The following is a 25,602-nucleotide window of genomic DNA, read 5'->3' on the forward strand; positions in this document are numbered from 1 at the left end:
GCTTAGTATGGCAGGAATCCGGACTGATTATTCTTAAAAATAAAAAAATCCGTCCGCGTCTGGCCCCGTCTAAGTTAAGGACCTTAAGTGACAGCGGGGATATTATGACTTTCTCACTATCATCATCCATTTTCCAACATCAGAATTCATCCATACGTGCGCGGTTAACAGCCAGATTCATCCTGTTCCGGGCGATTTTTTATAAACCGGAACAGCATCATCACACATTTCATGGGCATATCATCAAAATAAGGTTGCATTTTTCCAAAAAATATATTATAAATAATATGAGGTAAAATGGTTTCCCTTAAACCATGACCTCATCCTTATTAATTATTTATACTCCCCTTGAGTAAACACCGGATAGCTCCCCTATCCGGTGTTTCTCTGTGAACCGAACCATGGTTTTAAATTTTTTTGATTATCCCATTGACTTTTTCTCCCCCCTGTGTTATAGTGATAAAGTATTTTTGATTAAATTCTGATTTCACATATTTTTGTAAGTCATGAACACGATTGATGATTTACAAAAATATGTGATTTTATTTTATTCAAAAAAAATAATATTACAGGAGGTATCTTTCATGAACAAAGGTACAGTTAAATGGTTTAATTCACAGAAGGGCTTCGGCTTTATCACAAACGAGGAGAACGGCGAGGACATTTTCGTTCATTTCTCAGGAATCGCATCCAATGGCTTTAAGTCATTAGAGGATGGACAGTCCGTAACATTTGACATCACCAACGGCAACCGTGGTTTACAGGCTGTTAATGTCTGTGTAGCTTAATCCGGTATAGACAAGGACTTTGACTGAGGACCTGCAGGATGTTACATCCTGCAGGTCCTTTTTTGTTTCATCCAAGGCACTGCCCGCCAAAGGGGCAGGCCGGACGGAAAAGACGCGCCCCGGAACCATTCATCCCGGGACGCGTCTTTTATCTATTTGAAAATCTTATCCTAACACATTCACTATCTTAACCGGATTCCTGTAATTCCAGTTCGATATGGTAATACCTGTACGCTCAGTGGAGGCATGTACAATCTGTCCGTTGCCAATATACATGGCCACATGGTTGATTCCCCTGCCGCTTCCGTAAAACAGAAGATCGCCTGGCTGCATCTGGTCCGCGCCGATGGCCACACCCTGGCTGGCCTGTCCGCCCGAAGAACGGTTCATGCCGATGCCTGCCGAGTTCTGAAGCACGTATCTTGTAAATCCGGAACAATCCACGCCTGTGCGCGGGTCGCTGCCGCCATACTTATATCTTCCGCCCACAAACTGCAGGGCATAATCCACTACCTGCTGGCGCTTATAGCTGTTGGAAGACTCCAGTGCGTCCTGCTGCACTTCTGCAATCTCATCTTCCGTCACCTGCTTCACCGTTGCATTGCCTGATACAGGAAGGTAACCTTCGGTGTCATTCACCCGCACCTTCATCCATCCATTGCCTAAATCCTCTAATACCTCGTATGTATTCCCTGTCCGGGCGGTCATAAGCACTTCTTCGCTGTCCATGTTCCGGTTGATGTTCACACTCTCCGATGTAATGGTCGCCACATATGTACCGGCTGTAAAACCAGGTCCGATGGACGCCATGGATGTAAACGGGTTCATAATCATCAGCATACCGCACACAGCGCCTGTTCTTATCAGTTGACCTAACATACTTCTCATTAAGGAAATCTCCCATCGTGGTTTAATTTCGAATGAATGACTGTATCCTATTTGTTACATAAATGTTACATTCATTACAGATTTATTATAACACGTTTTCACGTTTCGTCAACATCTTTATATATTTTTAATATTTTTTATATCATTTTTAACAAAACCGCCATGAATCCTAACAACATAAAAGCCTGCGTCTTATGACAGCAGGCTTACAATCTTAACCGGTGTGCGGTAATCATATGGTGAAGTCTTGATTCCCGTTTTTTCAGTTGACGCATGGACAATCTGTCCGTCGCCAATATAAAGGGCAACATGGTTGATGCCGCCTGAACCGCTGTAGAACAGCAGGTCGCCTGGCTGCATCTCATCCTCGGATACCTGCCTTCCATAGGAAGACTGCCCCTTGGAAGAATGGGGAAGGCTGATGGATGCGGACTTGGAAAGCACATATCTTGTGAATCCGGAACAATCCGCGCCGCGGTTCGGGTCAGCGCCTCCATACACGTACCTGCCGCCCACGAACTGCATGGCATATTCCACTACCTGACGGCGCTTTTTTATGTTCTCATCCACGGATTCACGGGCTTTTTCCACCACCGTGGCATTGCCTGCGGTTCGGATGAATCCTTCCCGTCCGCCGGTTCGGATCTTGACCCAGCCCTGATTTGCGCCGGACAGCACCTCATAGGTCTGTCCCCTCATGACCTGCCCCTGTCTGCCTGAAAACTCACTGGCATATGTATAGACATCCACGCTGGGCGCCTCTATCTTAACAACATAGGAAGAGCGGGTCTTTACCTCGGCCTGCCTGGCCGCTGCCTGGCTGTCCTTTGGACAGGCAAGCACCAGTCCCGTACACAGGCATAATGCTCCTGTAAACTTCAACATCCCTTTACAAATCCCACTGAAATCCACTGAAAATCTCCTCACTTCGTCCTCTATATCCTGCTTCAATATGTTACGTAATTATTACATTTATTAAGATAGAGTATATAATTAATTCACATATTTGTCAATATAGGCACGGGAGATTCTCTTAATGCCGCTGCTCCTGCCAATCCTCTTATCTGCGGGGCCCCCTGAACATCCAAACCACCATCATGACTAAAAGTATGGGCCAGATATAGGACAGGATCCATCCCGCCAGGCCCATGATGCCAAAGAATACGGTCATGATCAGGAAAATGACCAGCAGCACCACAAGGCCTGCAATCAGTCTCACATACCACTTGCTGAAGTCCACATAGTGCACATGGGGGTCTGTCTGCTTACTGTGGGACGGCCCGCTTTCCCTCTGGCCATGGCTTCCCTGTCCCTCATCAAAGGCAGGGCCTGAGCCAAATGTCTCAAAGCCGTCCGGCCGGTCCTCGGTGTCCAGGGCCGCATCCACGATGGTCCTGGCAATGATCCTGGGCCCGCCCAGGCTTTCAACCACATCCTCCTCAGACTGCCCCTTGGCGGCCTCGTCCGATATATAGGAGTCATAATATCTCAGGTTCTCCTGAATGATGGAATGGGGCACACGCCCCTCCAGCTCAGCTTTCAATCCCTGCAAAAATTCTAATCTGTTCATTACTCAACCCTTTCTTTTATAGTACCTTCCCGGTAGGCAGCCGCCAGTTCCTTCAGATCGGCAATCTGCCCTTTCAGTTCCCGTCCCTTATCCGTATCAGCCACCATGACCCTGGTCTTCACCTTTTCCACCACAGATACCTTAGGCGTGCTTTCTTTCCTGGGGTCAAAGGGCATGTGTTCCGCCAGCGCCAGGTGATGGGAATTATAAATCAGGGTATATCCCGCTATCCCAGTGGTACTTTGATATGCTTTTGACAGCCCTCCGTCAATGATGAACAGCTTTCCGCCCGCTTTCACGGGCTTTTCGCCGTCCTTTAATTTCACAGGCACATGTCCGTTGATGATATGGGAACCATCCACGGGAAGGCCGAATTCCTCCAGCAGCCTGTTGCAGAATTCTTCTTTTACACTTAACTGGTAGTATGGGTTCATAACCTCTTTGTGGGTGGCTTTGTCCCCCACGAAATAATGTTCGAACGTGGTCATCTTATCCTTGCCGAACACCGGCGACTTGGCCCCGCACCAGAGATACCACATCATATCCACGGCCCTCTCCCTGCCCTCTGCCCCCTCGGGCATGAAGTATGCGTTCTGCATCTGTCTGTCAAAATAATCCATCAGGGACTTTCCCCCATAGGAAATGCCGTCAATGGTTATGGTGTCAAAGGAACCGTCCTTCTTCATGGGAATACAGCCATGGTACAGAAGATTGGAATTATAACATTTATACATGCCTCCATGGGAATATAGGAAACGGACATGCCGGTGGAGAAGCCCGCTGTGCATAAAGGAGGCCTGAAGGGTCCGCAGCAGATCCTTTTCCCCACGGCTCAGTTCCAGGGGATTCTTTGGATCCACGGTGGGAAGGTTCATATCCATCATGGGATACGCCTTACCGTCAATGTCCACTGTTCCTTTTTCATAGTCCACATTGGCCAGCATCACACGGTCATCCATCTCATATTCCGGGTGGCGCCGTATCATGGCGCCCTCCACCTTAAACTGGATAACAGCAATGGCCTTGTGCATCTTGGCTGCCAGGCCGGGGTCCACTGCGTCATAAATATTCTCGTCCAGGATTTTGGGCATGAACCTGGTACAGGGGTCATCCTGGTATACCTTGGCCGCGAACATGGACAGGGGGCGCAGGTTGATGCCGTAGCCGTCCTCCAGTACGTCAAAACTGTTGTAGCTGATTGCAATGCGCAGCACATTGCAGATACATGCCAGATTGCCTGCCGCGGCCCCCATCCAGGAAATATCATGGTTCCCCCACTGCACGTCCACATCATGGAAACACATCAGCTCATTCATGATGATATCCGCCCTTGGGCCCCTGTCATATATGTCCCCAATAATATGCAGATTATCAATGGTAAGGTTCTGGATCAGATGACACAGCGCAATGATGAACTTGTCCGCAATACCGTTATCAATGATGGAATGGATGATTTCATTATAGTATAGCTTCTTATTGTCGTCATTATAGTCCACGTGCAGCAGTTCATCAATAATGTAGGCAAATTCCTTGGGCATTTTCTTGCGGACCTTGGAGCGGGTGTATTTGGAGGATACCTCCTTGCAGCCCTGGACCAGGCGGTAGATGGTTATCTTCTGCCAGTCCTCCGTGAAATGTCCCTGTTTTATCATTCTTCCCAGATTCCGCTCCGGATAGTAGATAAGATTGGCCAGCTGCACCTGTTCCTCTTCCGGAATCAGATGTCCGAAGGTATCCTTAATCTTCTCCCTGGTAATGCCCGAGGACGAACGGAGGAGGTGGATGAACGCCTCATGCTCCCCGTGCAGGTCGCTGAAAAAGTATTCCGTTCCCTTTGGAAGGCTGCAGATTGCCATCAGGTTCACGATTTCACTGGTCGCCGCCTTTACCGTAGGGTATTCCTTTGCCAGAAGCTGTAAATATGCCAAATCCCTCATTGTCATATTCTCCCCAATCACAATTGCATTTTATTTAAAGTTATAGTAACATATTCTTAACTAAATGAAAAGTTTTTCCAGCTGAACAAAGGGCTGATATTGCTTAAGAAAATCTAAATTTTTTATAAGGAAAGGGGAATCTATGGAAAAATTGTATGTATTCGGAACCGGGAATGCCCAGGCCACCCGCTGCTACAACACCTGCTTTGCAATCCGGGATGAGGATGAATATTTCATGGTGGACGCGGGGGGAGGCAACGGCATCCTGCGTGTCCTGGAAGATATGGATGTGGATTTATGCCATATCCACAACATTTTCGTGACCCATGAGCACACGGACCACATCCTGGGCATTGTGTGGATGGTGCGGATGATTGCCACCGCCATGAGAAAGGGCACGTACCAGGGAGAGCTGCAGATCTACTGCCACCAGGGCCTGACGGATACCATCTCCACCATATGCCGCCTGACCATGCAGGGTAAATTCTTCAAGATGATAGGAAGCCGTATTTTCCTGGTTCCGGTGGAGGATGGGGAGACCGTACATATCCTGGACTATGACGTGACCTTTTTTGACATTCTGTCAACCAAGGCCAGACAGTTCGGCTTCACCACCGTATTAAAGAATGGTTGCAGGTTCACCTGTGCAGGGGATGAGCCGTATAATCCTGACTGCCGGGCCTATGTGGAGGGAAGCACATGGCTTCTCCACGAGGCTTTCTGCCTGTATAAAGACCGTGAAGTTTTTTCTCCCTACGAAAAGCATCACAGCACGGTAAAGGAAGCCTGCGAACTGGCCCGGGACCTGGGGATACCCAACCTGGTGCTGTGGCACACGGAGGACAGGCACCTGGAGGAACGGAAGACCCTTTATACGGCGGAGGGCCGTGAGTATTACAAAGGCAACCTGCTGGTTCCTGATGACAGGGAAATCATAGCCCTTTAGGGGCGTTGCACTCCCGCATCCTGCTGGGGGATATCCCATAATACTGTTTGAACCGTTTACAAAAGTAATTCTGGTCAGGAAAGCCGCATGCCACCGCTACTTCCCCCACCTTCCTGTCTGTACGTCTTAAAAGTTCCATGCCCCGCTCCATACGGCGGCTGGTGAGGTATTCCATGATGGAGGTTCCGCTGCTTTTCCTGAATGCAGTTGTGAGGGCTGCCCGGCTGCAGTAAAACTCCCTGCACAATAAATCCAGGGTTATTTCCTCCCCCATGTGCTGCTCCAGGTACATGCACACATGGTCGGCCAGGTTCTTTCTGTCCGTGCGTATATAGTTGGACAGGGACAGATAGGCTGCGCACAGCTCCATGATGGCTGCGCAGGAACGTATCTGCTCCTCTGATTTCACAGGGATGGACTGGGCTGCCCGTTTCAGCATTTCCCCGTCCCCTGTATAGCGGGATGCAAGCCTCACCGCCTCCCCCCTTCCCGGACGGACGGTATCCGTCACCTGCCCCATCATCAGGAATCCAGACAATATGCCGAAATCATACAGGGGAGCCACTGCTTCACAAAGCCCGCAGTGGCATTTGTATATGTACACTGTCCCGGTTTCCCTGGCCCGTTCAAATGCCTCGCTGTCAAATGTCCTGCATTGCCCAAGGGCCTCCCTGTTCTTCTGTACCATGGTGCAGAAGGGATTTAATTCCCTGGGATAGACGCAGACCTGTTTTCCCGAGGCATCGTATAGGCTCATGCGGAAGCCGGATACCGTATGCAGTTCTTTGAGTATGTCCGTCAGTTTCATTTCTTTCATCCGCCATTCCTCTTCTTTCAGTGGTGATTCTTCTTATCTTCTTGAATTGCTGCTTCCCCAAAGGGTGCTCCTCCCATTGGTATTTCCATTTCAGATCATCCGATTTTACTACTTATCCGGCTGATATTCCATGGCAACCCTGCACTGGTTTTTTTATAATATCCTTAACAGACAAAAACGCAAAGGAGTGTGCTACAGTGAAGAAAAAACCGGTATTGGTAATTATGGCTGCTGGCATGGGAAGCAGGTACGGGGGACTTAAGCAGATTGACCCGGTGGATGCCCATGGAAACCTGATAATTGACTTCTCCATCTATGACGCAATTGAGGCCGGATTCGAGAAGGTCATATTCATTATTAAAAAAGCAATTGAAAGTGACTTTAAGGAGCTGATCGGTGACCGTATGTCCAGGCATATTAAGACCGGATATGTGTTCCAGGAGCTGGACCAGCTTCCAAGGGGCTTCCAAAAACCCCAGGGCAGGGAAAAGCCATGGGGCACCGCCCACGCCATCCTGTGCTGCGAACCTGTGCTGGATGCTCCCTTTGCAGTAATCAATGCAGACGATTATTATGGGAAAAGCGCCTTCCGGTCCATGTACGCACAGCTTTCCTCCATGGTGGATGATGAGGTATACCACTACACCATGGTGGGTTATGACCTTTACAAAACCCTCACAGACCATGGCCATGTGGCCCGCGGGATCTGTACCGTTGATTCAAAGGGACTGCTGGCCGGCATCCATGAGCGCACCAGGATTGAGAGCCGCGACGGACAGGCTGCCTATACCGAGGATGGGGGCGCTGCCTGGGTTCCCCTTTCCCGGGGTACGGTTGTATCCATGAACCTGTGGGGCTTTACCCCCAGTATTTTCAGGGAGCTGGATTCCCGTTTTTCCGCCTTTCTTGAGGATAACCTGCCGGTAAATCCCCTGAAATGCGAATATTTCCTTCCCTCCGTGGTGGACAGCCTGTTAAAGGAGCATAAGGCCCGGGTCCAGGTGCTTACCTCCCAGGATAACTGGTACGGGGTCACCTACAGGGAAGACAAGGAACAGGTCATGAAGGCCATTAAGGCCATGAAGGAACAGGGACTTTACCCTGAAACATTATGGGAGGACAGATAATGGACTACGAAAGACTGGCAACCGGCCCATGTGCGGGCATAAGGGAGGCCATAACGGCCTTTCTTCATAAAGGCGCGGCCGTGGGCTGTGAGCGCTACGGCAACGGCCACATTAACGACACCTTCCTCCTTACCTGCCTGGACGGGGAAGAAATGCACAAATACATCCTCCAGCGCATGAACACCCATGTGTTTCAGGATCCCCGGGGCCTGATAAAGAACGTCTCCGGCGTCACATCCTATCTGCGCAGCCGGATTCTGGAGCGGAAGGGGGATCCTGACCGGGAAACCCTGACCCTTGTAAAAACCAGGTCCGGCGATGTGTGCTACACGGATTCCATCGGGTCCTGGTGGAGGATGTACCTTTTCATATCAGGGGCCACCACCTATGACACCGTGGAAAATCCGGAGGATTTTTACCAGAGCGCCCGGGCCTTTGGCCATTTCCAGGGCCTGCTGGCCGGTTATCCGGTCAGTGAACTCCATGAGACCATACGCGACTTCCACAACACCCCGGTGCGCCTTGACACCCTGAAACGGGCCGTCAGCCAGGACCGCATGGGGCGGGCCTTGGATGTAAAGCGGGAAATCTCCTTTGTCATGGACCGGGCCCTGGAAATCCCCCTGATCATGGAGCATCTGAAAAACGGCTCCATCCCTTACCGCGTGACCCACAATGACACAAAGCTGAATAACATCATGATTGACGATGCCACGGGTCAGGCCCTGTGCGTCATTGACCTGGATACCATCATGCCCGGCGCTTCTGTCTTTGACTATGGGGATTCCATACGGTTCGGCGCCAACACAGGGGCGGAGGACGAAACAGACCTGACAAAGGTGTCCCTTTCCCTTCCCCTGTTCCAGGTGTTCACAAAGGGCTTCCTGGAGGGCTGCGGCGGCAGCCTCACGGAAACGGAAATCTCCCTCCTGCCTGCCGGCGCAAAGCTTATGACCCTGGAATGCGGCATGCGGTTCCTCACCGACTATCTGGAGGGGGACACCTACTTTAAAATACACAGGGAGCACCATAACCTGGAACGGGCCAGGTCCCAGTTTAAGCTGGTATCTGACATGGAACAGAAATGGTGCCACATGGAACGGATGGTAAGGGAAGCTGCCGGCCAGGCAGCTGCCAATGTTTAAACCGCCTGGAGGAACCAGGCAGCCCTTCCATCCTCCCCTCCGCATGACAGGCAGCCCTTAAACCGGCTGCCTGTCCTTATCCCAGAGGAATGGATCCTGAATCATTTCCAGATACCCCTTTAAACATTTCCTGAAGCCAAGGATCTCAGGCGTCCGGCATCCGGCCTCTATGAGGCGGGGGCTTATCTGCCAGGGATCCTTTTCCTGGTCGTAAAGCAGCTCTGTCTGCCGGCCGCCAGGTGCGTACCCGTTGGAAACCACATAGGTATACCGGGGCGTCCTTATGCCCCTCCATCCATAGGACTTGTGGTTCAGCCCCTTTTGGGTGAAGGCCGCCACCATCTCCTCCCCGCCGGGATAAGAGCAGATGAACATGGACCCGGGGCTGTCCTCCTCCTGTCCAAGGGCGCTGTTTTTATGGCTTACCCCCTGGCAGGTTCCGGGCACCGCAAGCCCCAGCAGCTCCAGGAGGGTGGGCATATGGTCCGGGCTGGCAAAGATGACCGGATTCTCCCCGGGAGCAATCCGCCCCTTCTGGCGCAGGATCAGGGGGATGTGGAGGGATTCCTCAAACCACACATTCTTGCTCATAAGCCCGTGGGAGCCCATCATCTCCCCATGGTCTGCGGAGAGCACCACCAGGGTATCCTCCTCCATGCCCCGGGTCCTCAGATACTCCATGATCCTGCCGAACTGCCGGTCAATCCCATTCACCGCCGCAAAATACTGCCGGGCAATGACCTCCATCTCAGGCGTCCTCATGGATTTTGGCACATTGGGCCTCCAATTGATTTCCAGATTCCGGAACCTGTCATAATACCGGTCAGGCACCAGCTCATAGGGGAGATGGGGCGGATTGTAGGAAAGGAACAGCGCAAAGGGATCCTCCCCGCCCCCATGTGTTTCCATATACTCAATTGCCTTGTCTGTCTCAAACTCCGGGGACCATCTGCCCGGCCGTATCTGCTCCGGACCGTCCATCCAGTAATGGGGATCCAGATGGTTGTCACAGGCCCCGTAGGACAGCCAGTAATCAAACCCCTGCCTGCGTTCCCCCGGGGGCGTGTAGGCATCCCAGTCCCTTGCCCCGGACAGGGGATCCTCCTGGAAATTCTGCTCCGGGGCGTCCAGATGCCATTTGCCTATATAGGCCGTGCGGTAGCCATTGTCCTTTAATACATTTCCGATACAGGTCTCCTGGGGCTTTAACATGATTTTCTCCTCCAGCCCCGTCTTGCAGTTGGTCCAAAGGCCAATGGACAGCGGATACTTTCCGGTCATCAGGCAGCCCCTGTGCGGGGTGCAGAGGGGAAAGGTGCTGTAGGCATTGGTAAACACCTGCCCTTCCCCTGCAAAGGAGTCCATGGCCGGGGTGATTACCTGGTCCTGGCCCGTCACGCCAAGGGCCTGGTATCTCCATTGGTCAGCAAATATGTACAGCAGATTTGTCTTCATAGATTTCGATTCCTTTCTGTTCATGGGTTAAAACCCCGGCCTCCGTAAAAAACCGGATGGCCGGGGTTTTTGTCCGTCCTTTATGTATTTACCAGTAAGGCTCCCAGTTCCCCGTCATCCTTGTCAATGCTTCCATGTAGAAATAATCACCCCATGTATTGCATTCATCCACGCCCCTGTCCGTGCAGGTGTTTTCCTTGGAATCCCTTGCATAGGTGCCGTGAAGGAGAAGGCCGTTGGATTTGCTGTAATCCTGGTTGGCGCAGTGGTCTATAAGGGCCCTGAGCATCCTGAGGGCTGCATCCATGTATCTGTCCGCCCGTTCCCTGTCCAGATACCGCGCCATCTCCATGATGCCGCACACCGCAATGGCTGATGCAGAGGAATCCCTTGGCTCGCTGCTGCCTGTGTCAAAGTCAAAATCCCAGTAAGGCACCAGGTCCTCCGGCAGATGCCCTATGAAATAATCCGTCACACGGCAGAACAGGTCAATGTAGGAGCTGTCCTTTAAATACCGGTAACTGAGGGCAATGCCGTAGATGCCCCATGCCTGTCCCCTGGCCCAGGCCGAGCCGTTCCTGTTGCCCTGGTGGGTGACCCCGTAAGTGGGTTCCCCTGTTTCCATGTCAATAAAATAGGTATGGTAGGTGGAATCATCCGGCCTCAGGATGCATTTCATGGCTGTCTTTATATGGTTCCTGGCCTTCATGGCGTAGGAATCATCCCCTGTAACCTCAGTGGCCCAGTAAAGGATCGGCAGGTTCAGCAGGCAGTCAATGATCAGCCTGTATTCCGAGGCCTGGCCCGGATTCCCCCATGCCTGGAGGAACTGTCCCTTTTGCCTGTAGCGTCCAGCCAGATGGTCTGCCGCCAGGATGGCGGCTTCCTTTGCGTGGAGGCTGCCTGTAAGCTTATAGGCAGCCACACAGGACAGGCTGAACAGGAAGCCCATGTCGTGATGGTTTACGTCCGTCTTGTTCTTTATCCGCTCAAGGAAGCTTTCAACCTGCACTTCCCCTGCTTTTAAAAATCCCTCATCCCCTGTATGCTCGTAGGCCAGCCAGATTACGCCGGTCCAGAATCCCGTGGTCCATTCCACGTTCTCCGTTGGCTCATAAAACCCGCCAAAGCTGTTGGAGGACTGGAAATGATCCGTAAACTGCCCTAAATTGGCTTTCACAATCCTTACCGCGCTGTCAAGGGCCGCCGCTGCGCCCTTTTGGTCCAGGCCCGGATACTGTTTCAGATGTTCAAATGTCTGCATATTCTTTATTCCCAATCCTTTCTTATCCCTTAATGCCGCTGGCGGCAACGCCTTCCACGAAGAACCTCTGACAGCTTAAGAATACAATCACAACCGGAATCAGGGAACAGACCGAGGCAGCCATGATCCATGCATAGTCGGCGCCGTACTGTGAGATAAACATACGGATTCCAAGCTGCACTGTTTTCAGTTCCTTTGTCTTGAGGTAAATCAACGGCCCCATGAAATCGTTCCACACATTGGTAAAGGTGAAAATGGTAAGGGTGGCCATGGCAGGCTTTCCAAGAGGGAATATGATCCTTCTGAAAATGCCGAACTCGTTAAGCCCGTCTATCCTGGCCGCCTCACACAGCTCATCCGGTATACTGATATAAAACTGGCGTATGAGGAACACGCCGAAGGCTGAGAAAGCCTGCATGAGGATCAGCCCCAGGTGGGTGTCGTTAAGCCCCATTTTTGATACCATGATGAACTGGGGAACCATATATACCTGCCACGGCACCGCAATGGTGGTCACATACATAAGGAACAGCGTGTCCCTGCCCTTGAACCTGCACTTGGTGAAGCCGTAGGCCGCAAAACAGCTGGTGCACAGCTGGATGATGGTGGTGCACACCGTAAGCTTCGTGGTATTGGCAAAAAAGGTGACCAGGGGAAGCTTTTTCCATATCACGCTGTAGTTCTCAGGATGCATGGTTTCAGGCCACCACCTCATGGGAATTGAGAACACGTCCTTGTTCAGCTTCAGGGATGATATCACCATCCAGTAAAAGGGCACCAGCATGAACAATGACAATGCAATCAGAAGGGCGTACAATACGATTTTTGTCAGTTTCTTTTTCTTTTCCACGTTTTCCCCCTCCTTACAGGTCCTTTGACCACTTCTTCTCACCCCGGAACTGAATCAGGGTGATAATCAGTACAATCACAAACAGTATGATGGCAGCAGCGCTGGCAGGGCCGAACTCCCAGGTAGTAAATGCCTTTTCATAGATAAAGTTTACCAGGGTCTTGGTGGCATTGCCCGGGCCGCCTCCTGTCATTACGTACACAAGGTCAAATACCTTAAAGCACTGTATGGTCAGCATGATCATCACAAAGAAAGTAGTGGGGGTGAGCATGGGGATCGTTACGTACACCAGCTTCTGCCAGCCGTTGGCCCCGTCAATCCCCGCTGCCTCATAAAGGGAATTGGAGATTCCCTGGAGGGCTGCCAGGTACACGATCATATAGTAACCCATGTATTTCCATATACTGACCAGGGACACCGCCACCATAGCCCAGTCCTTGTCCACCACCCACCTGGGCGGGTTGGCAATGCCGATAAACTTAAGGAATTCGTTTACCGGGCCGAAGTCAGGCTGGAACAGCATGTTCCACACAGCGCCCACCGCCACGATGGATGCAATATAAGGAAAGTAGAATGCGGTGCGGAATATTGCAACCCCCTTGATTTTGCTGTTCAGCAGCACGGCCAGCAAAAGGGCCAGGACCAGGGTTGGCAGCACGGTCATAAGGGCGTAGCTGAGTGTATGCACCAGGGAGCCCCGAAACACCCTGTCCCCAAAAATATCCACAAAGTTCTGGAGTCCCACAAACTCCATGGGGCGTGTGGAACCGTCCCAGCTCATGACACTCATGACAAAGGAAAATATTACAGGTATGAAAACAAATACCGTATACCCAATCAGATTAGGCATGATGAATGCATACCCGGTGAGATTGGCCCTGATAGCCCGTTTCCGGCTGGATGTCAAACCTTTCGTCTTTTCTTTACTCATATCCATCCTCCTTGGAAAGGGGACCCTCCGGTCCCCCTTTGCCGGCTGTTACCAGCCCTTTATCTCTGCCACGCGCTCTTTTAATTCATTGATTCCGTCATCCACCGAATACCCATGGATCATAATCATCTCATGCACTTCATTGAGCACGGTGCGGATTTCCTCTATCTTGGAATCCAGGGGACGGTCAAATACGTAGTGGCTGTAGTTCAGGGCCTCCACATTGCCCTCCCCCTCCGGGAAAAACTCCGCGGATGCAATTGCTTCCAGGGAAGCTTCTGTCTGTATTCCTGTAAACACACCCTGCCGGGCCAGGATTTCAGCCGCTTCCTCTGATGCTGCAAACTTGACGAAATCCCAGGCCAGCTCAGGCTGGTCGCTGAATCTGCTGATGGTAATGGGGGTAAGGGCGCCGACCGTATAGCCGGCTTCCGTGTCAGAGGGATGGGGGATGGCGGCCACGCCCCATCTGAAATCCGTCTCCCCTTCTGCCTGTGACTGCATCATGGTGGCAATGAACCAGGTTCCCATGGGCATCATGGCGCACTGCTGGTTCTTGAACACAGAGATATAGTGTATGTTGGCTGTCTTAAGGGTGGAATAATCCTGTATGTATCCGTTATCCTGAAGCTTTAAGGTGTTCTCATACCAGGGCTTCAGGAAATCATAATCTGTTTCAACCACGGTATGCTTTCCGTCCTGGACCGCCCAGTTGGTTACAAGGGCCTGCCATGTGTGGTGATGGGAGCCGTAAACCTTGCTGCCGCCCTCCCCGCTTGTAAGCCTGGCAGCCAGGTCATAGTATTCATCCCAGGTCATGTCATTGGACGGGTACTCCACGCCTGCCGCATCAAACAGGTCCTTGTTGTAATAGAGTACATACCAGTCATTCCTGTATGGGAGGGAGTAGGAAATGTCATTGTAACGAAGCTGTTCAGCAGCTCCCTTATACACGGACAGGTCCAGGTTGTCCTTCTTAATAAAGTCATCCAGGGGAAGGAGCTGTTCCTTATCCGCCATCTGCAGCAGGGCTCCCATATCCTTAACCCATATGACGTCCGGGTCCGGCTGTGCGGCAGAAAGGCTGATTCCCACGGAATTGTTATACTCATCCGCAGAGGTGTCAATCACCTTTATCTCCACATCCGGGTTCTTGGCCTCGTAAGCATCAATGATGGCAGAAAACTGGGGTGTGGATTCATTGTCCCAGGTGGTTACGGACAGGACCGCCTTTCCCTCCCCTGTCTTGGCCGCGGATTCCTTACCGATTTCCCCTGCGCTTCCTGTTTCCTTGCTGCCTGAACCGCAGGCCGTAAGGGCTCCTGCCGCCATTACGGCTGCCATTGCTGCTGCTATCAACTGTTTCTTCTTCATGGTTACCTCCCGATTTAATCAGGGTTGTCTATCCCATCCCTGTACTTGTGAATCCAGCTTACCATATCCCATCCCAATTAAAAATCAAGGATTTTCTGGTTTCTGTTACAATTCTTATGTGGCGGAAATACCCCAAAAACAAAAAGATATATTATTTTCATATTGTATTACATTTTATATATTGCGGGTATTTCCGTGTTGTAAACTTGCTGCTTTTTGTGTATGATACCGTTGAGGAGGGGATGGAAAATGGAAAAAAACATGCCAACCACATTCCGCAGACGGATCATATGGTGCAATCTTCTGATTATAATCTGCATTGCAGCATCCATCAGCTTATACAATTATACATCCTACAAAAGGGATGTGATACATAATGAAACAGCCAATGCAGCCAGCCGGCTGAGCTCCCTGTCCGCGCGCCTGGGCGTTGCCTGCGAGGAGATGATTAATATTGTGCAGAACTGTGCGGAACGCAAATCCCTGTTCCTCACGGCTTCCTTCCATACCTCCCCCCAGGAGGCGGACAAGAAAACCGGGATCCACGCAGCCAATGTACTGAGGGATTTCTGCGCCATTTCCGGCTACAGCCAGTACATTTACAAGCTTACCGTATACAGCAAGGGAAGTCCCCTGCTCCAGGCGGGAACCTCCCACGGAAGCACGGACGATGTGGAGCGCATCATCCAGGCGCCGTGGTTTCAGGATCATCTGGACAAATCCATGAATGAATATTTCCTCACCCTGGAGTCCAACCCATTTTCCCTGGGGGTGTCCACGGAGCCAAGCATCCTTCCCCTGATCCGTCCCCTGCGCTATTCCCCCAGGACTGCCAGCCGGGATGCCTGGGTTTTCCTGGCCGTATCCCCCAAGCTGTTCCGGGACGCGCTGGATGTGGTTCCTGACAACAGGACCATAATGGTCCTGACCTCTGAGGGGGATCTTGTGGCCGGCCGCAACACCCAGGGCACGGACCCCCGGCTCCTGGCCCAAATGCTGGACGGACGGCCCGGGACCGGCAGCCAAAGGACCGATTTTAACGGTCTTGACAGCGTGATTGCCTGGGAAAAGCTCCCGGTAAGCGGCCTTACGGTCTGTGAGGTGGTTCCCATAAAGGATATGCCCCTGGACCAGGGCGTAATCCAAAGCACCATTGCCATTGTATTCATATTCTGCCTGGCCATCGGCCTGCTTTTGTCCCTGCTGTTCACCAGATACCTTACGGCGCCCATCAGCCGGCTCCTGGGGCACTTAGGCAGCATTTCCTCTGGGGACTTTTCAAGGAACCCTTCCATTGAGTCCGATGATGAAATAGGAATGATTGGCAAACAGATCAATGAGATGTCCGGACACATCAATGATTTGATTGAAACCCGTATCCAGGGGGAAAAAGAAAAAAAAGATTTGGAAATCCAGATGCTCCAGGCCCAAATCAATCCACATTTCCTATACAATACACTGGATTCCATCAAATGGATTGCCACCATGCAGCACAATTCAGGCATTGTCCAGGTGGTCACCGCCCTGTCAGCCCTGCTCAAGAACATGGCAAAGGGCTTTAATGAAAAGGTCACCCTGGGCCAGGAACTGGATTTCCTTGACAATTATGTGACCATAGAAAAAATCAGGTATATCGAACTGTTTGACCTGGAAATCCAGGTGGATGACCCCATGCTCTACCAGGCCGGGATCATCAAGCTCACCCTTCAGCCCCTTGTGGAAAACGCCATCTTCTCCGGCATTGAGCCAAGCGGGAATCCGGGGCTGATTAAAATACATGCCTATTCCAGGCAGGATGTGCTTTACATTACAATCACGGACAACGGGGTGGGCATATCCGAGGAGGGCATACAGGAACTGCTGTCCGACACCTCCCGGGTGGGCAGGCACTATATGAGCGGCATCGGGCTTTCCAATGTGGACCGCAGGCTGAAGCTGGTTTATGGGGAGGAATACGGACTGACCATTGAAAGCCGGCCCGGGCAATATACCACTGTTACCATTGCCCTTCCGCTGGAATTTGATTTGGACAGGTAAAAAGGAGGATTCATATGTACCGGATCATATTGGTAGATGACGAGCCTTTAATACTGGCCGGGATAGCGTCCCTGATCCAATGGGAAAGCCTGGGCTGCACCCTTGTGGGAAAGGCCACCAACGGCCCCAATGCCCTGGAGCTGATCCGTGAAACCCAGCCCGATATCGTTATCACGGATATCCGCATGCCTGTGATGGACGGGCTGGAGCTCATTGGCAGATGCAGGGAGGAGGGGATGGAATTTTCCTTCATCGTGCTTACCAACCTGGAGGAATTCCATCTGGCCAGGCAGGCGGTACGCCTGGGGGCCGTGGACTATCTGGTAAAGCTGGACCTGTCCCCGGATTCCCTTATCTCCGCCCTAAAACGGGCCAAGGAGGAATGCGGCCTGCGGGAGAGCCACCGCAACCGGGAACTGTACGACCTTTTAATTAAGGACAATGCAAAGCAGCTGGATACGGATTATTTCAAACATCTCCTGCTGCCCCGGAAAGCCGGCCCGGGGCACATGCCGGAGGGCCTGATAGGGCGTTACACCAGGCCCTTCATCATCCTCTTTACCATGGTGCCTGATACCATACAATTCGCGCAGGGAGGGGGAACTTACGATTTCCTCTTCATCCGGCAGCAGCTCATGGACATACTGTCCGGGATCATTTCCCGCTATTTTAAAGCCTGCACCATACTGGAAACGGAAAAGGACACCCTTGTGCTCATTGTCTCTTCCAAGGAAAATACCTCTGACACAAAGTCCGTCCAGGACTTCTGCCTCAAGGTGAACGGGGCATTGAAAACCTACTTTGGGCTCACCGCCGTGTTCGGTCTCAGCCCGCAGGCTGAAAGCATCGCAGGGCTGCCCCTGGCCCTTGCCCAGGCCCGTACCGCCAGGGAGCATTACTATTATAATTCCCAGACCCCGGTGGTATTTTACAAGGGACAGACCAACAGCGGGCCTGCCAAACGGGATTTTAACATCAATTTCCTGAAGCGTCCCCTGTCCTCCGCCATCAGCCTCAACGACAGCGCCCAGCTCCGGGAAATCTTCAGCCAGCTCCTGTCCCTGTTTGCCCAGTATAAGCCGGACAAATCCCAGGCCGTAAGCGCCTGTATCAACCTGTACACCTACCTTTACAGCCTTTTCCAGGCAGAGGGGGAGTCCTACACCCATATATTTCCCTGCACCATGGACATTGCACAGTATCTGGACCACCTTGGCAGCCTGGAGGACATCCTTACGTGGCTGGACAGTTTCTGCCAAAAACTGTGCAACCTCCTTCCTGAACGCAGGGAAAACCGCTCCGACAAGCTGGTGTACCTCACCAGGCAGTATGTGGATGCACATTACGCGGAAAAACTGACCCTGTCCGATATTGCAGAACATCTGAAAATCAGCTCCGGGCATCTGAGCACCACCTTCAGCAGATTCATGGACATGACCGTGTCGGATTACATTGCCCAGGTGAAGATTGAACATGCGAAACAGCTCATTGATTCCCACCAGTACCTGATTTACGAGGTGGCGGACATGCTGGGATTTGAAAATGCATATTATTTCAGCAAGGTTTTTAAAAAGGTGACCGGCATGTCCCCAAGGGAATACGAACATTGCCCAAAATGGGAGGAAGGCAGATAGGAAGGCCCGGCCGGGAATGACAGCCAGGCAGCCCCAGCTAAACGAAAACAGACAAAAGGAAGGTTATTATATGAACAAGAAAGTAATTCTGATCATGACAGATACCCAGCGCACCGATATGCTGGGCTGCTACGGGGCAGGGGACATGCGCACCCCCAACCTGGACCGGCTGGCAGGGGAAGGCATCCGCTTTGACCAGGCCTACACCACCCAGCCCGTGTGCCAGCCTGCCCGCTCCGCCATCTTTACAGGAAGCTATCCCCATTCCTGCGCAGGGTGGTCCAACTGCATGGGCCTCTCCGACAATGTGCAGAACATAGGACGCCGCCTCACGGACCACGGAGTCCACGCAGCCTATATCGGTAAATGGCATCTGGACGGCGGCGACTACTTTGGCCTTGGCCGCTGCGCTGACGGCTGGGATCCTGATTACTGGTATGATATGCGCAATTACCTGGATGAACTGACCCCGGAGGAGCGTTACCTGTCCCGCCAGACAGAGAGCATGGAAAAATACGACATCAGGGAGGAATTCACCTATGGGCACCGCTGTTCCGACCGGGCCATTGATTTCCTGAAAAACCACAGCAACAGGGACCAGGACTACCTCCTGGTGGTATCCTACGATGAACCCCACGGCCCCTTCCTCTGCCCAAGGCGGTTCTGGGAGCCATATGAAAACCACGAATTCCACCGCAAGGCCAATCTTCTTGACACCCTGGAAAACAAGCCGGAGCATCACAGGCTGTGGGCAGGGGATGACTATATGGCCGCCACCCGCCCCGGCTTTTCCATGAATTTCAAATACTACCTGGGCTGCAATACCTTTGTGGACCATGAGATCGGACGGGTGCTGGATGCCATTGACACATATGCAGAGGACGCGGTTGTGATCTATACCTCGGACCACGGGGACATGCTCTACTCCCATTCCCTGACCCAGAAAGGCCCGGCCATGTACGAGGAGATTACCCATATCCCCCTGATCATAAAAGGCTTTGGAAAGGGACTGGCTGACCCCCATCCCGTATCCCATATCAACCTGGCCCCTACCATCTTTGATGTATTCGGCATCCCAAAGGCAAAGACCTTTGAGGGCGGCAGCATCTACCAGGAGCTGCTCACCGGACAGCGGACCAATGATTATGTGTTCATGGAATTTGGCCGCTATGAGGTGGACCATGACGGCTTTGGGGGCTACCAGCCAATACGGTGCGCTTATGACGGGCGTTTCAAGCTGGTCATCAACCTGATGGGGACGGATGAATTCTACGACCTCCGGGAAGATCCCCAGGAAATGGAAAACCTAATCCAGGACCCCTCCCTCCGCACCCACAGGGAGAGGCTGCATCAGGCCCTTCTGGACAATATGTATGACACCAGGGACCCCTTCCGGGGATATTACTGGGAGGACCGCCCCTGGAACAGAATCAGGGAATACAGGACCTGGGACAGCCGCCTGATGACCCGCCAGCGGGAAAATGAGGAGTATGAGCCAAGGCAGCTGGATTATGGGACCGGGCTTCCCATCACAAAGGCCGTGAGGAAAAAGGGCGGGTGTGTTTCCAGGTAGCACAGGGACTGCTTCCTATACCCCCATGGCCATCCTGTAGATTTCCATCATCTCCTCCTTGCCCAGCTCAACAATACCGGGAAGGGTGCGTTTGCCCATATTGGTGCATTTCTCGGCCATCTCCGGGATGCGGTCCGCTTCCACGTCCAGCTCCTTTAAGGATGTGGGCATGTCCAGGCTTTTGAAAAAGTCCTCTGTTGCCTGGATGCCGGCCAGGGCCGTATTCATGGGATTCTCAAAGTCCATGTCCAGGTTCCATACATTTACCGCGTACCTGGCAAAACGTTCCACATCCCTGGGACACACATACCTGGCCCAGGACGGCCACAGGGCGGAAAGGCCTGCTCCGTGGGCAATACGGGGGTACATGCCGGAAAGCTCATGCTCCATCTGGTGAACCTGCATCATGAAGGTCCTGCCGGCACTGGTGAGCCCGTTGTGGGACAGGCTTCCCGCCCACATAAGGGTTGCCCTGGCTTCATAGTTGTCCGGCTCCCTGTCAGCTGTTTTCCCGGCTTCCACCGTGGACTTTAAAATCCCCTCGGCAATGCGGTCTGTAAGCACGGTGTCCTTTGTAGGGCTGAAATACCGTTCCAGGGTATGCATCATGATGTCCACGGTGCCGCAGCCGGTCTGGAACCGGTTCACACTGTAGGTCAGCTCCGGGTTGCAGATGGCAAACAGGGGGCGGTGGGTGACGCTGTTAAAGCCTCTCTTAAAGCCGTTCTCCTCATTGGTGATGACACAGGAAGCGCTCATCTCGCTGCCTGAGGCGGAAAGGGTAAGGATGACCCCCACAGGCAATGCCTTTTTAGGAGCCCCGCCCTGGGTAAAGTAGCTCCACACATCCGCCTCAGGGTTACCGGCTCCGTCTGCAATGCATTTGGCTGAATCAATCACGCTTCCTCCGCCCACGGCCAGCACAAAATCCACCTCTTCCTTCAGGCACAGCTCAATGCCCTGCCTGGCCATGGATAAGGTTGGGTTGGCCTGTACCCCTCCCAGGGTCACACAGCTGATTCCCTGGGCCTTAAGGGCATCCAGGACCGTGTCTAACAGCCCCGTTTTCCTGGCGCTGGCCCCACCGAAGTGTACCAGCACCTTCTTAAAACCATATTCCTTTACAATTGTCCCAACCTGCAGATGGGTGTCTTTTCCAAAAATCATTCTGGTTGGTGTGAAAAATTCAAAATTCTCCATAAATATAGTTTCTCCTCTCTGGATGTGGATGATTCCCTGGGCGTACCAGGGCATGTCTACTGGTATTTTAGCATGAAGTATCCCTGGCTTCAATCCATTATCAGCTGAAACCACGGAAGATTTCCATTTATGCCATCCGCCTTATCCCAACCGCGCGGACCGGGCCAAAAAAAGAGAGGGCCGAAGCCCCCTCAAACCCAGCCATTACTGGCAGTTCTCATTTATAAATGCCTTTACCTCATCCTGTCCCTTGCCGATGGCGCTCTTAACCTCGATGGAGCCATCTATAATCCCGGCCTTTGCTTCCTCTAATTTTGCCTTGCCCTCATCTGACAGAAGTCCGTTTAACTGGTCGCCTTCCACGATGCCTACGGCGCCGTCGGACAGGCCCAGGATTTCATACTCGCCAAATGGCAGTGTGCCGTTGTCCAGGTACTGGCCGATTACATTGTATACGGCATTGCCCACTTCCTTGATGACGGATGTGGCAAATTTTTCCTGGATGGCCTTGTCATCCACGTACTGCAGGGACTGGTCGCTGTCCACGCCAATCACGAATTTCTGCGCTTCTTCCGCCGCATTATGGACACCGTTGCCTGAACCGCCTGCACATGCGAAGATTACATCCGCGCCAGCGTCATTGTACTGGGTCATGGCCTGTGTCTTGGCCGTGTCAGGATCGTTCCATGCGCCTACGTAGTTGTAGACAATCTTAACATCCGGATTATAATACTTCGCGCCCTGGATATAACCCCACAGGAATTCCTGGATGACCAGGGACTCGTCCATACCGCCGATGAATCCGATCACATTGGTTGGGTCCATGCCCTCAGCGCCATTGGCAGCAATATCAGCTGCGGCAATGCCGCCCAGGAAAGCTGCCTGGCTTGTGGCAAAGTCAACGCCGTATGCATTGTTGTTCTCACACTGGTCAATGACATCCTCGCTGATAATGGTAAATGCAATGTCAGGATACTCATTGGCAACCTCAACCAGGTTGTCCTTGAAGTCAGAAGCAGTGATGATCAGGTCAGCGCCCTTGTCGGCAGCCTCGTACATGGCCTGCAGGTTTGCCTGAAGGTCGGCGGTGGTCTCCACCACATGCACATCCGCCCTGTCCGCATAATCCGTCACTGAACGGTCACCGCCGGCCGCCATGCTGTCCCAGTAAGACAGGTCGCCCCTGTCGCGGATGAATACATAAACCTGTTTCTTCTCCCCGCTGTCAGCTGACGCTTCCCCTTCGTCCTTGCCGGCCTCCGCGCCTGCCTCTGCCTTTGGCGCATTATCCTTGGCCGCCTCTGTGGAGCCGCCGCCTCCGCCGCAGCCCGTGAGCATTCCGCCCACCATTACGGCTGACATTGCCAGTGCTGCAATCCTCTTCCAGTTCTTCATAATTACTTGTCCTCCTTTTTCTGTTCTGCTTCTTTCTTGCACATCTCATAAAGCTTTAAACGGTAGGAATCATCATACTCATCCCAGAGGGGCTGTACCTTGCTGGCCTCATCCAGGAAATAGAAGACATCCCTTCCCATTGCCCTTCCCTTAATGGTATGCATGTCGATTGCATACTCCGGAATCTCAGGAACGTATCCGTCCGCAAATTCTCTCATGATGATATTCTTGATATGGTCGGTGGAGCGCTCCTTCTGGCACCTGCACATGTAGCGGATTGCGTGCATGAAAAAGATCGGCCTGTCGCCGTCCATGTATGGATACTCCTTGTGCAGGTCATACATGGTCTTTACAAATACCGGCGCCTGGGTGTCGCCAAAGCCCACATCCTCCACGGAAATCACCAGCAGGCGGTTCCACATCTTCTCCTCATGGAATGTGGATGTGATATAGAGCTCATATGCCATGCGCAGGGCCGTGTCCTCCTCCGCCCTTCTGATGCACTTCTGCATTGCCGAGATGACCAGGTCTGCCTCCAGACCATTTTTTGTTCTTGTGTTTGACCACGGATCATAATATTCCTGTGCCATTTTCATTGTCCTCCTTGTTATTTATCATGCGGCCTGTTGCGAGCGTAACTGCTCAAGGCTTGCAAGCTTTTCTTTTCTGCGCGCCACCATCTTCCTGATGGACTGGATGATTACCAGCACAACAATGATGAACAGGTATGGGAACGCTTCAATCAGTTTCAAATCTATCTTACTGTAGAGCTGTAAATAAACGGTGATGGTATCGGAAAATCCATAAAGCAGGGAACTTAAGCAGCCCACGATGGGGTTACCCTGGCTCATTGCATCCATTGCAAGGGACATGTATCCCCTTCCCGCCACCATTCCGGTTGTAAATGATTTCAGGGCGCCCATGGAAAGGTACATGCCCCCAAAGGCGCAGGACACGCCGCAGATGGCAAGGGCTGCAAACTGGTGCTTTAACACGCTCAGCCCCGCTGCCTTGGCAGCTGCCGGGTTCTCGCCCACGGCCCTGATATTGATGCCCAGCTTTGTCTTATAGAGCATCCACGCCGTCACTGCCACAATGGCCCATGCGATGTAGGTGACCAGGTTCTGCCCTGAGAATATGGTTCCCAGCACAGGGATGTCCTTAAGCACCGGTATATTCACAACCGGGAAGGTAAGGCTCTTTAAGGCGCTGGAATTCGCCTTGCTGCCGGTCAGCATGACCAGCACGAACACGGTCCCGCCGGTTGCTATCAGGTTCACCGCAACACCGCAGGCATTCATGGCGCCTTTCATGACCAGGGCAAAATACCCGAATATGAAGGAAATGACCACGCCCATGACCACGGCTGTCAGGCAGCCGATCCAAAGGTTCTGCGTAAACGCGCTGGCAATCACGCCGGTAAGCGCGCAGATCAGCATGGTTCCCTCGATTGCCAGGTTGAATATTCCCGACTTTGTCATCATATTAGCCGCAAGAGTTGCAAGCATAACCGGTGTTGTACTTGCCAGCACTGTTTTCCAGAATGTTGGTGATAAAAAGAACTCCATCATGCTGCCGCACCTCCTTCTTCTGCTTCTGCCTGTCTAAGGGACATTTTCTGGTCATGCCGCTTCTTTATAAAGTACAGGAACCGCTGGGATGCAACCAGAAGGATGATGATTCCCTGTAAGAAGGTTACGATCTCAGGGTCAAGGTCCGTGGACCTGGACATGATTTCCGCACCCACCCTCAGATACGCAATGAAGAATGCGGTCAGGGGTATGAAAGTGGGGTTGCCGTTGGCAAGCATGTAAATCAGGAGTCCGTCCCACACATAGGCTGTCTGGGACTGCCACTGGAACCGTTTGTAAACGCCTACAATCTCGATGGCCCCGCCCATGCCGGCAATGGCCCCGCCGATAAACTGCGCCATCAGGATGACAAAACCCGTCTTGATGCCGGAAGCCTTGGCAAACGCAGGATTGCTTCCTGTCACACGCACCTTATATCCAAAAGAGGTCTTGTTCATCAGGAAGATGACAAACAGCGTCACCACAATGACAATGACAAAACCATAGTGGAGGGTGGTGCCTTTGATCATGGTTCCCAGTTTTGCATGGTCCGGGAACTTGTAGCTTCCCCAGCTTCCGCTTTTCTCAAGAAAAAAGGAGCTGATGATGGAAAGCCCGAAATAGTAGAAGATGGAATTGGCCATGATGGCCAGCACCACCGGGTTTACCTTGGTATACTTATTCACAATGACAGGAAGCATGGAAATCACGCCTCCCACCACGGCTGCCGCCGATATGAGGGCCAGCTGGTGCAGGCCGTTGGGGAGGGGGCAGGCAATGGCAATCGCGCTGGCAACAACAGCGCCCATGTAAAAGGACGCGTCAGAGCTGATATTGAAAATACCGCTCTTCAAGCACAGGGTCAGGCCCAGTCCGGTAAACACCAGGGGGATTGCCCGCACCACCACGTTAAAGAAACTCCTCTTGGTCTCCAGAGGCCCTAACATCAGCTTCTGGATGGCAAGCCCAGGCGTCTGGCTCACAAAGAAGATGATGGTAAATACAATGAGGATGGACAGCAGCAGGGCTGCGCCGATTCTCATGACACTGAAATAATCCATTATGTCAAATCGTTTTTTATTTGGTTTTATATTCTCCAT

The 25,602-nt window shown here is 52.3% G+C and carries 22 protein-coding genes; 7 read left to right on the forward strand and 15 right to left on the reverse strand.

Features of this window, described 5'->3' with window-relative positions:
* Positions 1 to 584 precede the first annotated feature (584 nt).
* Entirely contained in the window at positions 585 to 788 is a 204-nt protein-coding gene (locus tag DWX59_RS03205) for a cold-shock protein (RefSeq protein WP_008719434.1), read from the forward strand.
* A gap of 165 nt (positions 789 to 953) precedes the next feature.
* On the opposite strand, the gene DWX59_RS03210 is transcribed toward DWX59_RS03205, so the two are convergent.
* The 4 genes from DWX59_RS03210 to DWX59_RS03225 all read right to left on the reverse strand — a co-directional run bounded on the left by DWX59_RS03210 (position 954) and on the right by DWX59_RS03225 (position 5,183).
* The gene (locus DWX59_RS03210) at positions 954 to 1,676 is read right to left on the reverse strand and encodes an NlpC/P60 family protein (RefSeq protein ID WP_117556179.1); all 723 of its coding nucleotides are present in this window, start codon (positions 1,674 to 1,676) and stop codon (positions 954 to 956) included.
* A gap of 192 nt (positions 1,677 to 1,868) precedes the next feature.
* Positions 1,869 to 2,561, reverse strand: a complete 693-nt coding sequence (locus DWX59_RS03215; RefSeq protein ID WP_117556181.1) for a C40 family peptidase — start codon at positions 2,559 to 2,561, stop codon at positions 1,869 to 1,871.
* Between the two features lie 175 nt (positions 2,562 to 2,736).
* Positions 2,737 to 3,246: an HAAS signaling domain-containing protein gene (locus DWX59_RS03220; RefSeq protein WP_117556183.1), complete on the reverse strand. Its 510-nt coding sequence runs from the start codon at positions 3,244 to 3,246 to the stop codon at positions 2,737 to 2,739.
* Entirely contained in the window at positions 3,246 to 5,183 is a 1,938-nt protein-coding gene (locus tag DWX59_RS03225; protein WP_117556185.1) for a fructose-1,6-bisphosphatase, read from the reverse strand. Before DWX59_RS03225 ends, DWX59_RS03220 begins: the two co-directional genes overlap by 1 nt.
* Positions 5,184 to 5,325: 142 nt before the next feature.
* On the opposite strand from DWX59_RS03225, the gene DWX59_RS03230 reads away from it, so the two are divergent.
* Entirely contained in the window at positions 5,326 to 6,129 is an 804-nt protein-coding gene (locus tag DWX59_RS03230; RefSeq protein WP_117556187.1) for an MBL fold metallo-hydrolase, read from the forward strand.
* Here the strand turns inward: DWX59_RS03230 and DWX59_RS03235 are convergent.
* The gene (locus tag DWX59_RS03235; RefSeq protein WP_117556189.1) at positions 6,116 to 6,946 is read right to left on the reverse strand and encodes a PocR ligand-binding domain-containing protein; all 831 of its coding nucleotides are present in this window, start codon (positions 6,944 to 6,946) and stop codon (positions 6,116 to 6,118) included. The genes DWX59_RS03230 and DWX59_RS03235 overlap by 14 nt on opposite strands.
* 197 nt (positions 6,947 to 7,143) lie before the next feature.
* Here DWX59_RS03235 and DWX59_RS03240 point away from each other — a divergent pair, with 197 nt between their 5' ends.
* Positions 7,144 to 8,073 carry a nucleotidyltransferase family protein gene (locus DWX59_RS03240; protein WP_117556191.1) on the forward strand — a complete coding sequence of 310 codons (930 nt, stop codon included), beginning with the start codon at positions 7,144 to 7,146 and terminating at the stop codon, positions 8,071 to 8,073.
* Positions 8,073 to 9,218, forward strand: coding sequence for a phosphotransferase enzyme family protein (locus DWX59_RS03245; protein ID WP_235844891.1), 1,146 nt, complete (start codon positions 8,073 to 8,075; stop codon positions 9,216 to 9,218). The genes DWX59_RS03240 and DWX59_RS03245 overlap by 1 nt, the downstream gene beginning before the upstream one ends.
* Before the next feature lie 57 nt (positions 9,219 to 9,275).
* Here DWX59_RS03245 and DWX59_RS03250 read toward each other — a convergent pair whose 3' ends face one another.
* From DWX59_RS03250 to DWX59_RS03270, 5 genes are all read right to left on the reverse strand, one after another.
* A complete protein-coding gene (locus tag DWX59_RS03250) occupies positions 9,276 to 10,673 on the reverse strand; it encodes a sulfatase family protein (protein ID WP_117556195.1) in 1,398 nt (465 codons plus the stop codon).
* Between the two features lie 88 nt (positions 10,674 to 10,761).
* Positions 10,762 to 11,937: a glycoside hydrolase family 88 protein gene (locus DWX59_RS03255; protein ID WP_117557223.1), complete on the reverse strand. Its 1,176-nt coding sequence runs from the start codon at positions 11,935 to 11,937 to the stop codon at positions 10,762 to 10,764.
* A 22-nt stretch (positions 11,938 to 11,959) separates the two neighbouring features.
* Entirely contained in the window at positions 11,960 to 12,721 is a 762-nt protein-coding gene (locus DWX59_RS03260) for a carbohydrate ABC transporter permease (protein WP_264469816.1), read from the reverse strand.
* A gap of 79 nt (positions 12,722 to 12,800) precedes the next feature.
* Entirely contained in the window at positions 12,801 to 13,718 is a 918-nt protein-coding gene (locus tag DWX59_RS03265) for a carbohydrate ABC transporter permease (RefSeq protein WP_117556199.1), read from the reverse strand.
* A gap of 48 nt (positions 13,719 to 13,766) precedes the next feature.
* Positions 13,767 to 15,092, reverse strand: coding sequence for an ABC transporter substrate-binding protein (locus DWX59_RS03270; protein ID WP_117556201.1), 1,326 nt, complete (start codon positions 15,090 to 15,092; stop codon positions 13,767 to 13,769).
* 249 nt (positions 15,093 to 15,341) lie between these two features.
* On the opposite strand from DWX59_RS03270, the gene DWX59_RS03275 reads away from it, so the two are divergent.
* The 3 genes from DWX59_RS03275 to DWX59_RS03285 all read left to right on the forward strand — a co-directional run bounded on the left by DWX59_RS03275 (position 15,342) and on the right by DWX59_RS03285 (position 20,336).
* Positions 15,342 to 17,129 (forward strand): sensor histidine kinase, encoded by a 1,788-nt coding sequence (locus DWX59_RS03275; RefSeq protein WP_227116427.1) that lies wholly within the window; start codon positions 15,342 to 15,344, stop codon positions 17,127 to 17,129.
* A gap of 14 nt (positions 17,130 to 17,143) precedes the next feature.
* Positions 17,144 to 18,763, forward strand: coding sequence for a response regulator transcription factor (locus DWX59_RS03280; RefSeq protein WP_117556203.1), 1,620 nt, complete (start codon positions 17,144 to 17,146; stop codon positions 18,761 to 18,763).
* A gap of 70 nt (positions 18,764 to 18,833) precedes the next feature.
* Positions 18,834 to 20,336, forward strand: a complete 1,503-nt coding sequence (locus tag DWX59_RS03285; protein ID WP_117557227.1) for a sulfatase-like hydrolase/transferase — start codon at positions 18,834 to 18,836, stop codon at positions 20,334 to 20,336.
* Between the two features lie 15 nt (positions 20,337 to 20,351).
* On the opposite strand, the gene DWX59_RS03290 is transcribed toward DWX59_RS03285, so the two are convergent.
* The 5 genes from DWX59_RS03290 to DWX59_RS03310 all read right to left on the reverse strand — a co-directional run bounded on the left by DWX59_RS03290 (position 20,352) and on the right by DWX59_RS03310 (position 25,602).
* A complete protein-coding gene (locus tag DWX59_RS03290) occupies positions 20,352 to 21,536 on the reverse strand; it encodes an iron-containing alcohol dehydrogenase (RefSeq protein WP_117556205.1) in 1,185 nt (394 codons plus the stop codon).
* A 204-nt stretch (positions 21,537 to 21,740) separates the two neighbouring features.
* Positions 21,741 to 22,931 carry a BMP family ABC transporter substrate-binding protein gene (locus DWX59_RS03295; RefSeq protein WP_235844896.1) on the reverse strand — a complete coding sequence of 397 codons (1,191 nt, stop codon included), beginning with the start codon at positions 22,929 to 22,931 and terminating at the stop codon, positions 21,741 to 21,743.
* Positions 22,932 to 22,933: 2 nt separating this feature from the next.
* Positions 22,934 to 23,521: a hypothetical protein gene (locus DWX59_RS03300; RefSeq protein WP_165640759.1), complete on the reverse strand. Its 588-nt coding sequence runs from the start codon at positions 23,519 to 23,521 to the stop codon at positions 22,934 to 22,936.
* Between the two features lie 24 nt (positions 23,522 to 23,545).
* Complete coding sequence (locus tag DWX59_RS03305; protein WP_117556209.1) at positions 23,546 to 24,502, reverse strand: ABC transporter permease; 957 nt, start codon at positions 24,500 to 24,502, stop codon at positions 23,546 to 23,548.
* Positions 24,499 to 25,602 carry an ABC transporter permease gene (locus DWX59_RS03310; protein ID WP_117556211.1) on the reverse strand — a complete coding sequence of 368 codons (1,104 nt, stop codon included), beginning with the start codon at positions 25,600 to 25,602 and terminating at the stop codon, positions 24,499 to 24,501. Before DWX59_RS03310 ends, DWX59_RS03305 begins: the two co-directional genes overlap by 4 nt.

It is taken from the genome of Enterocloster aldenensis (assembly GCF_003434055.1).
In the GTDB taxonomy this organism is placed as follows: domain Bacteria; phylum Bacillota; class Clostridia; order Lachnospirales; family Lachnospiraceae; genus Enterocloster; species Enterocloster aldenensis.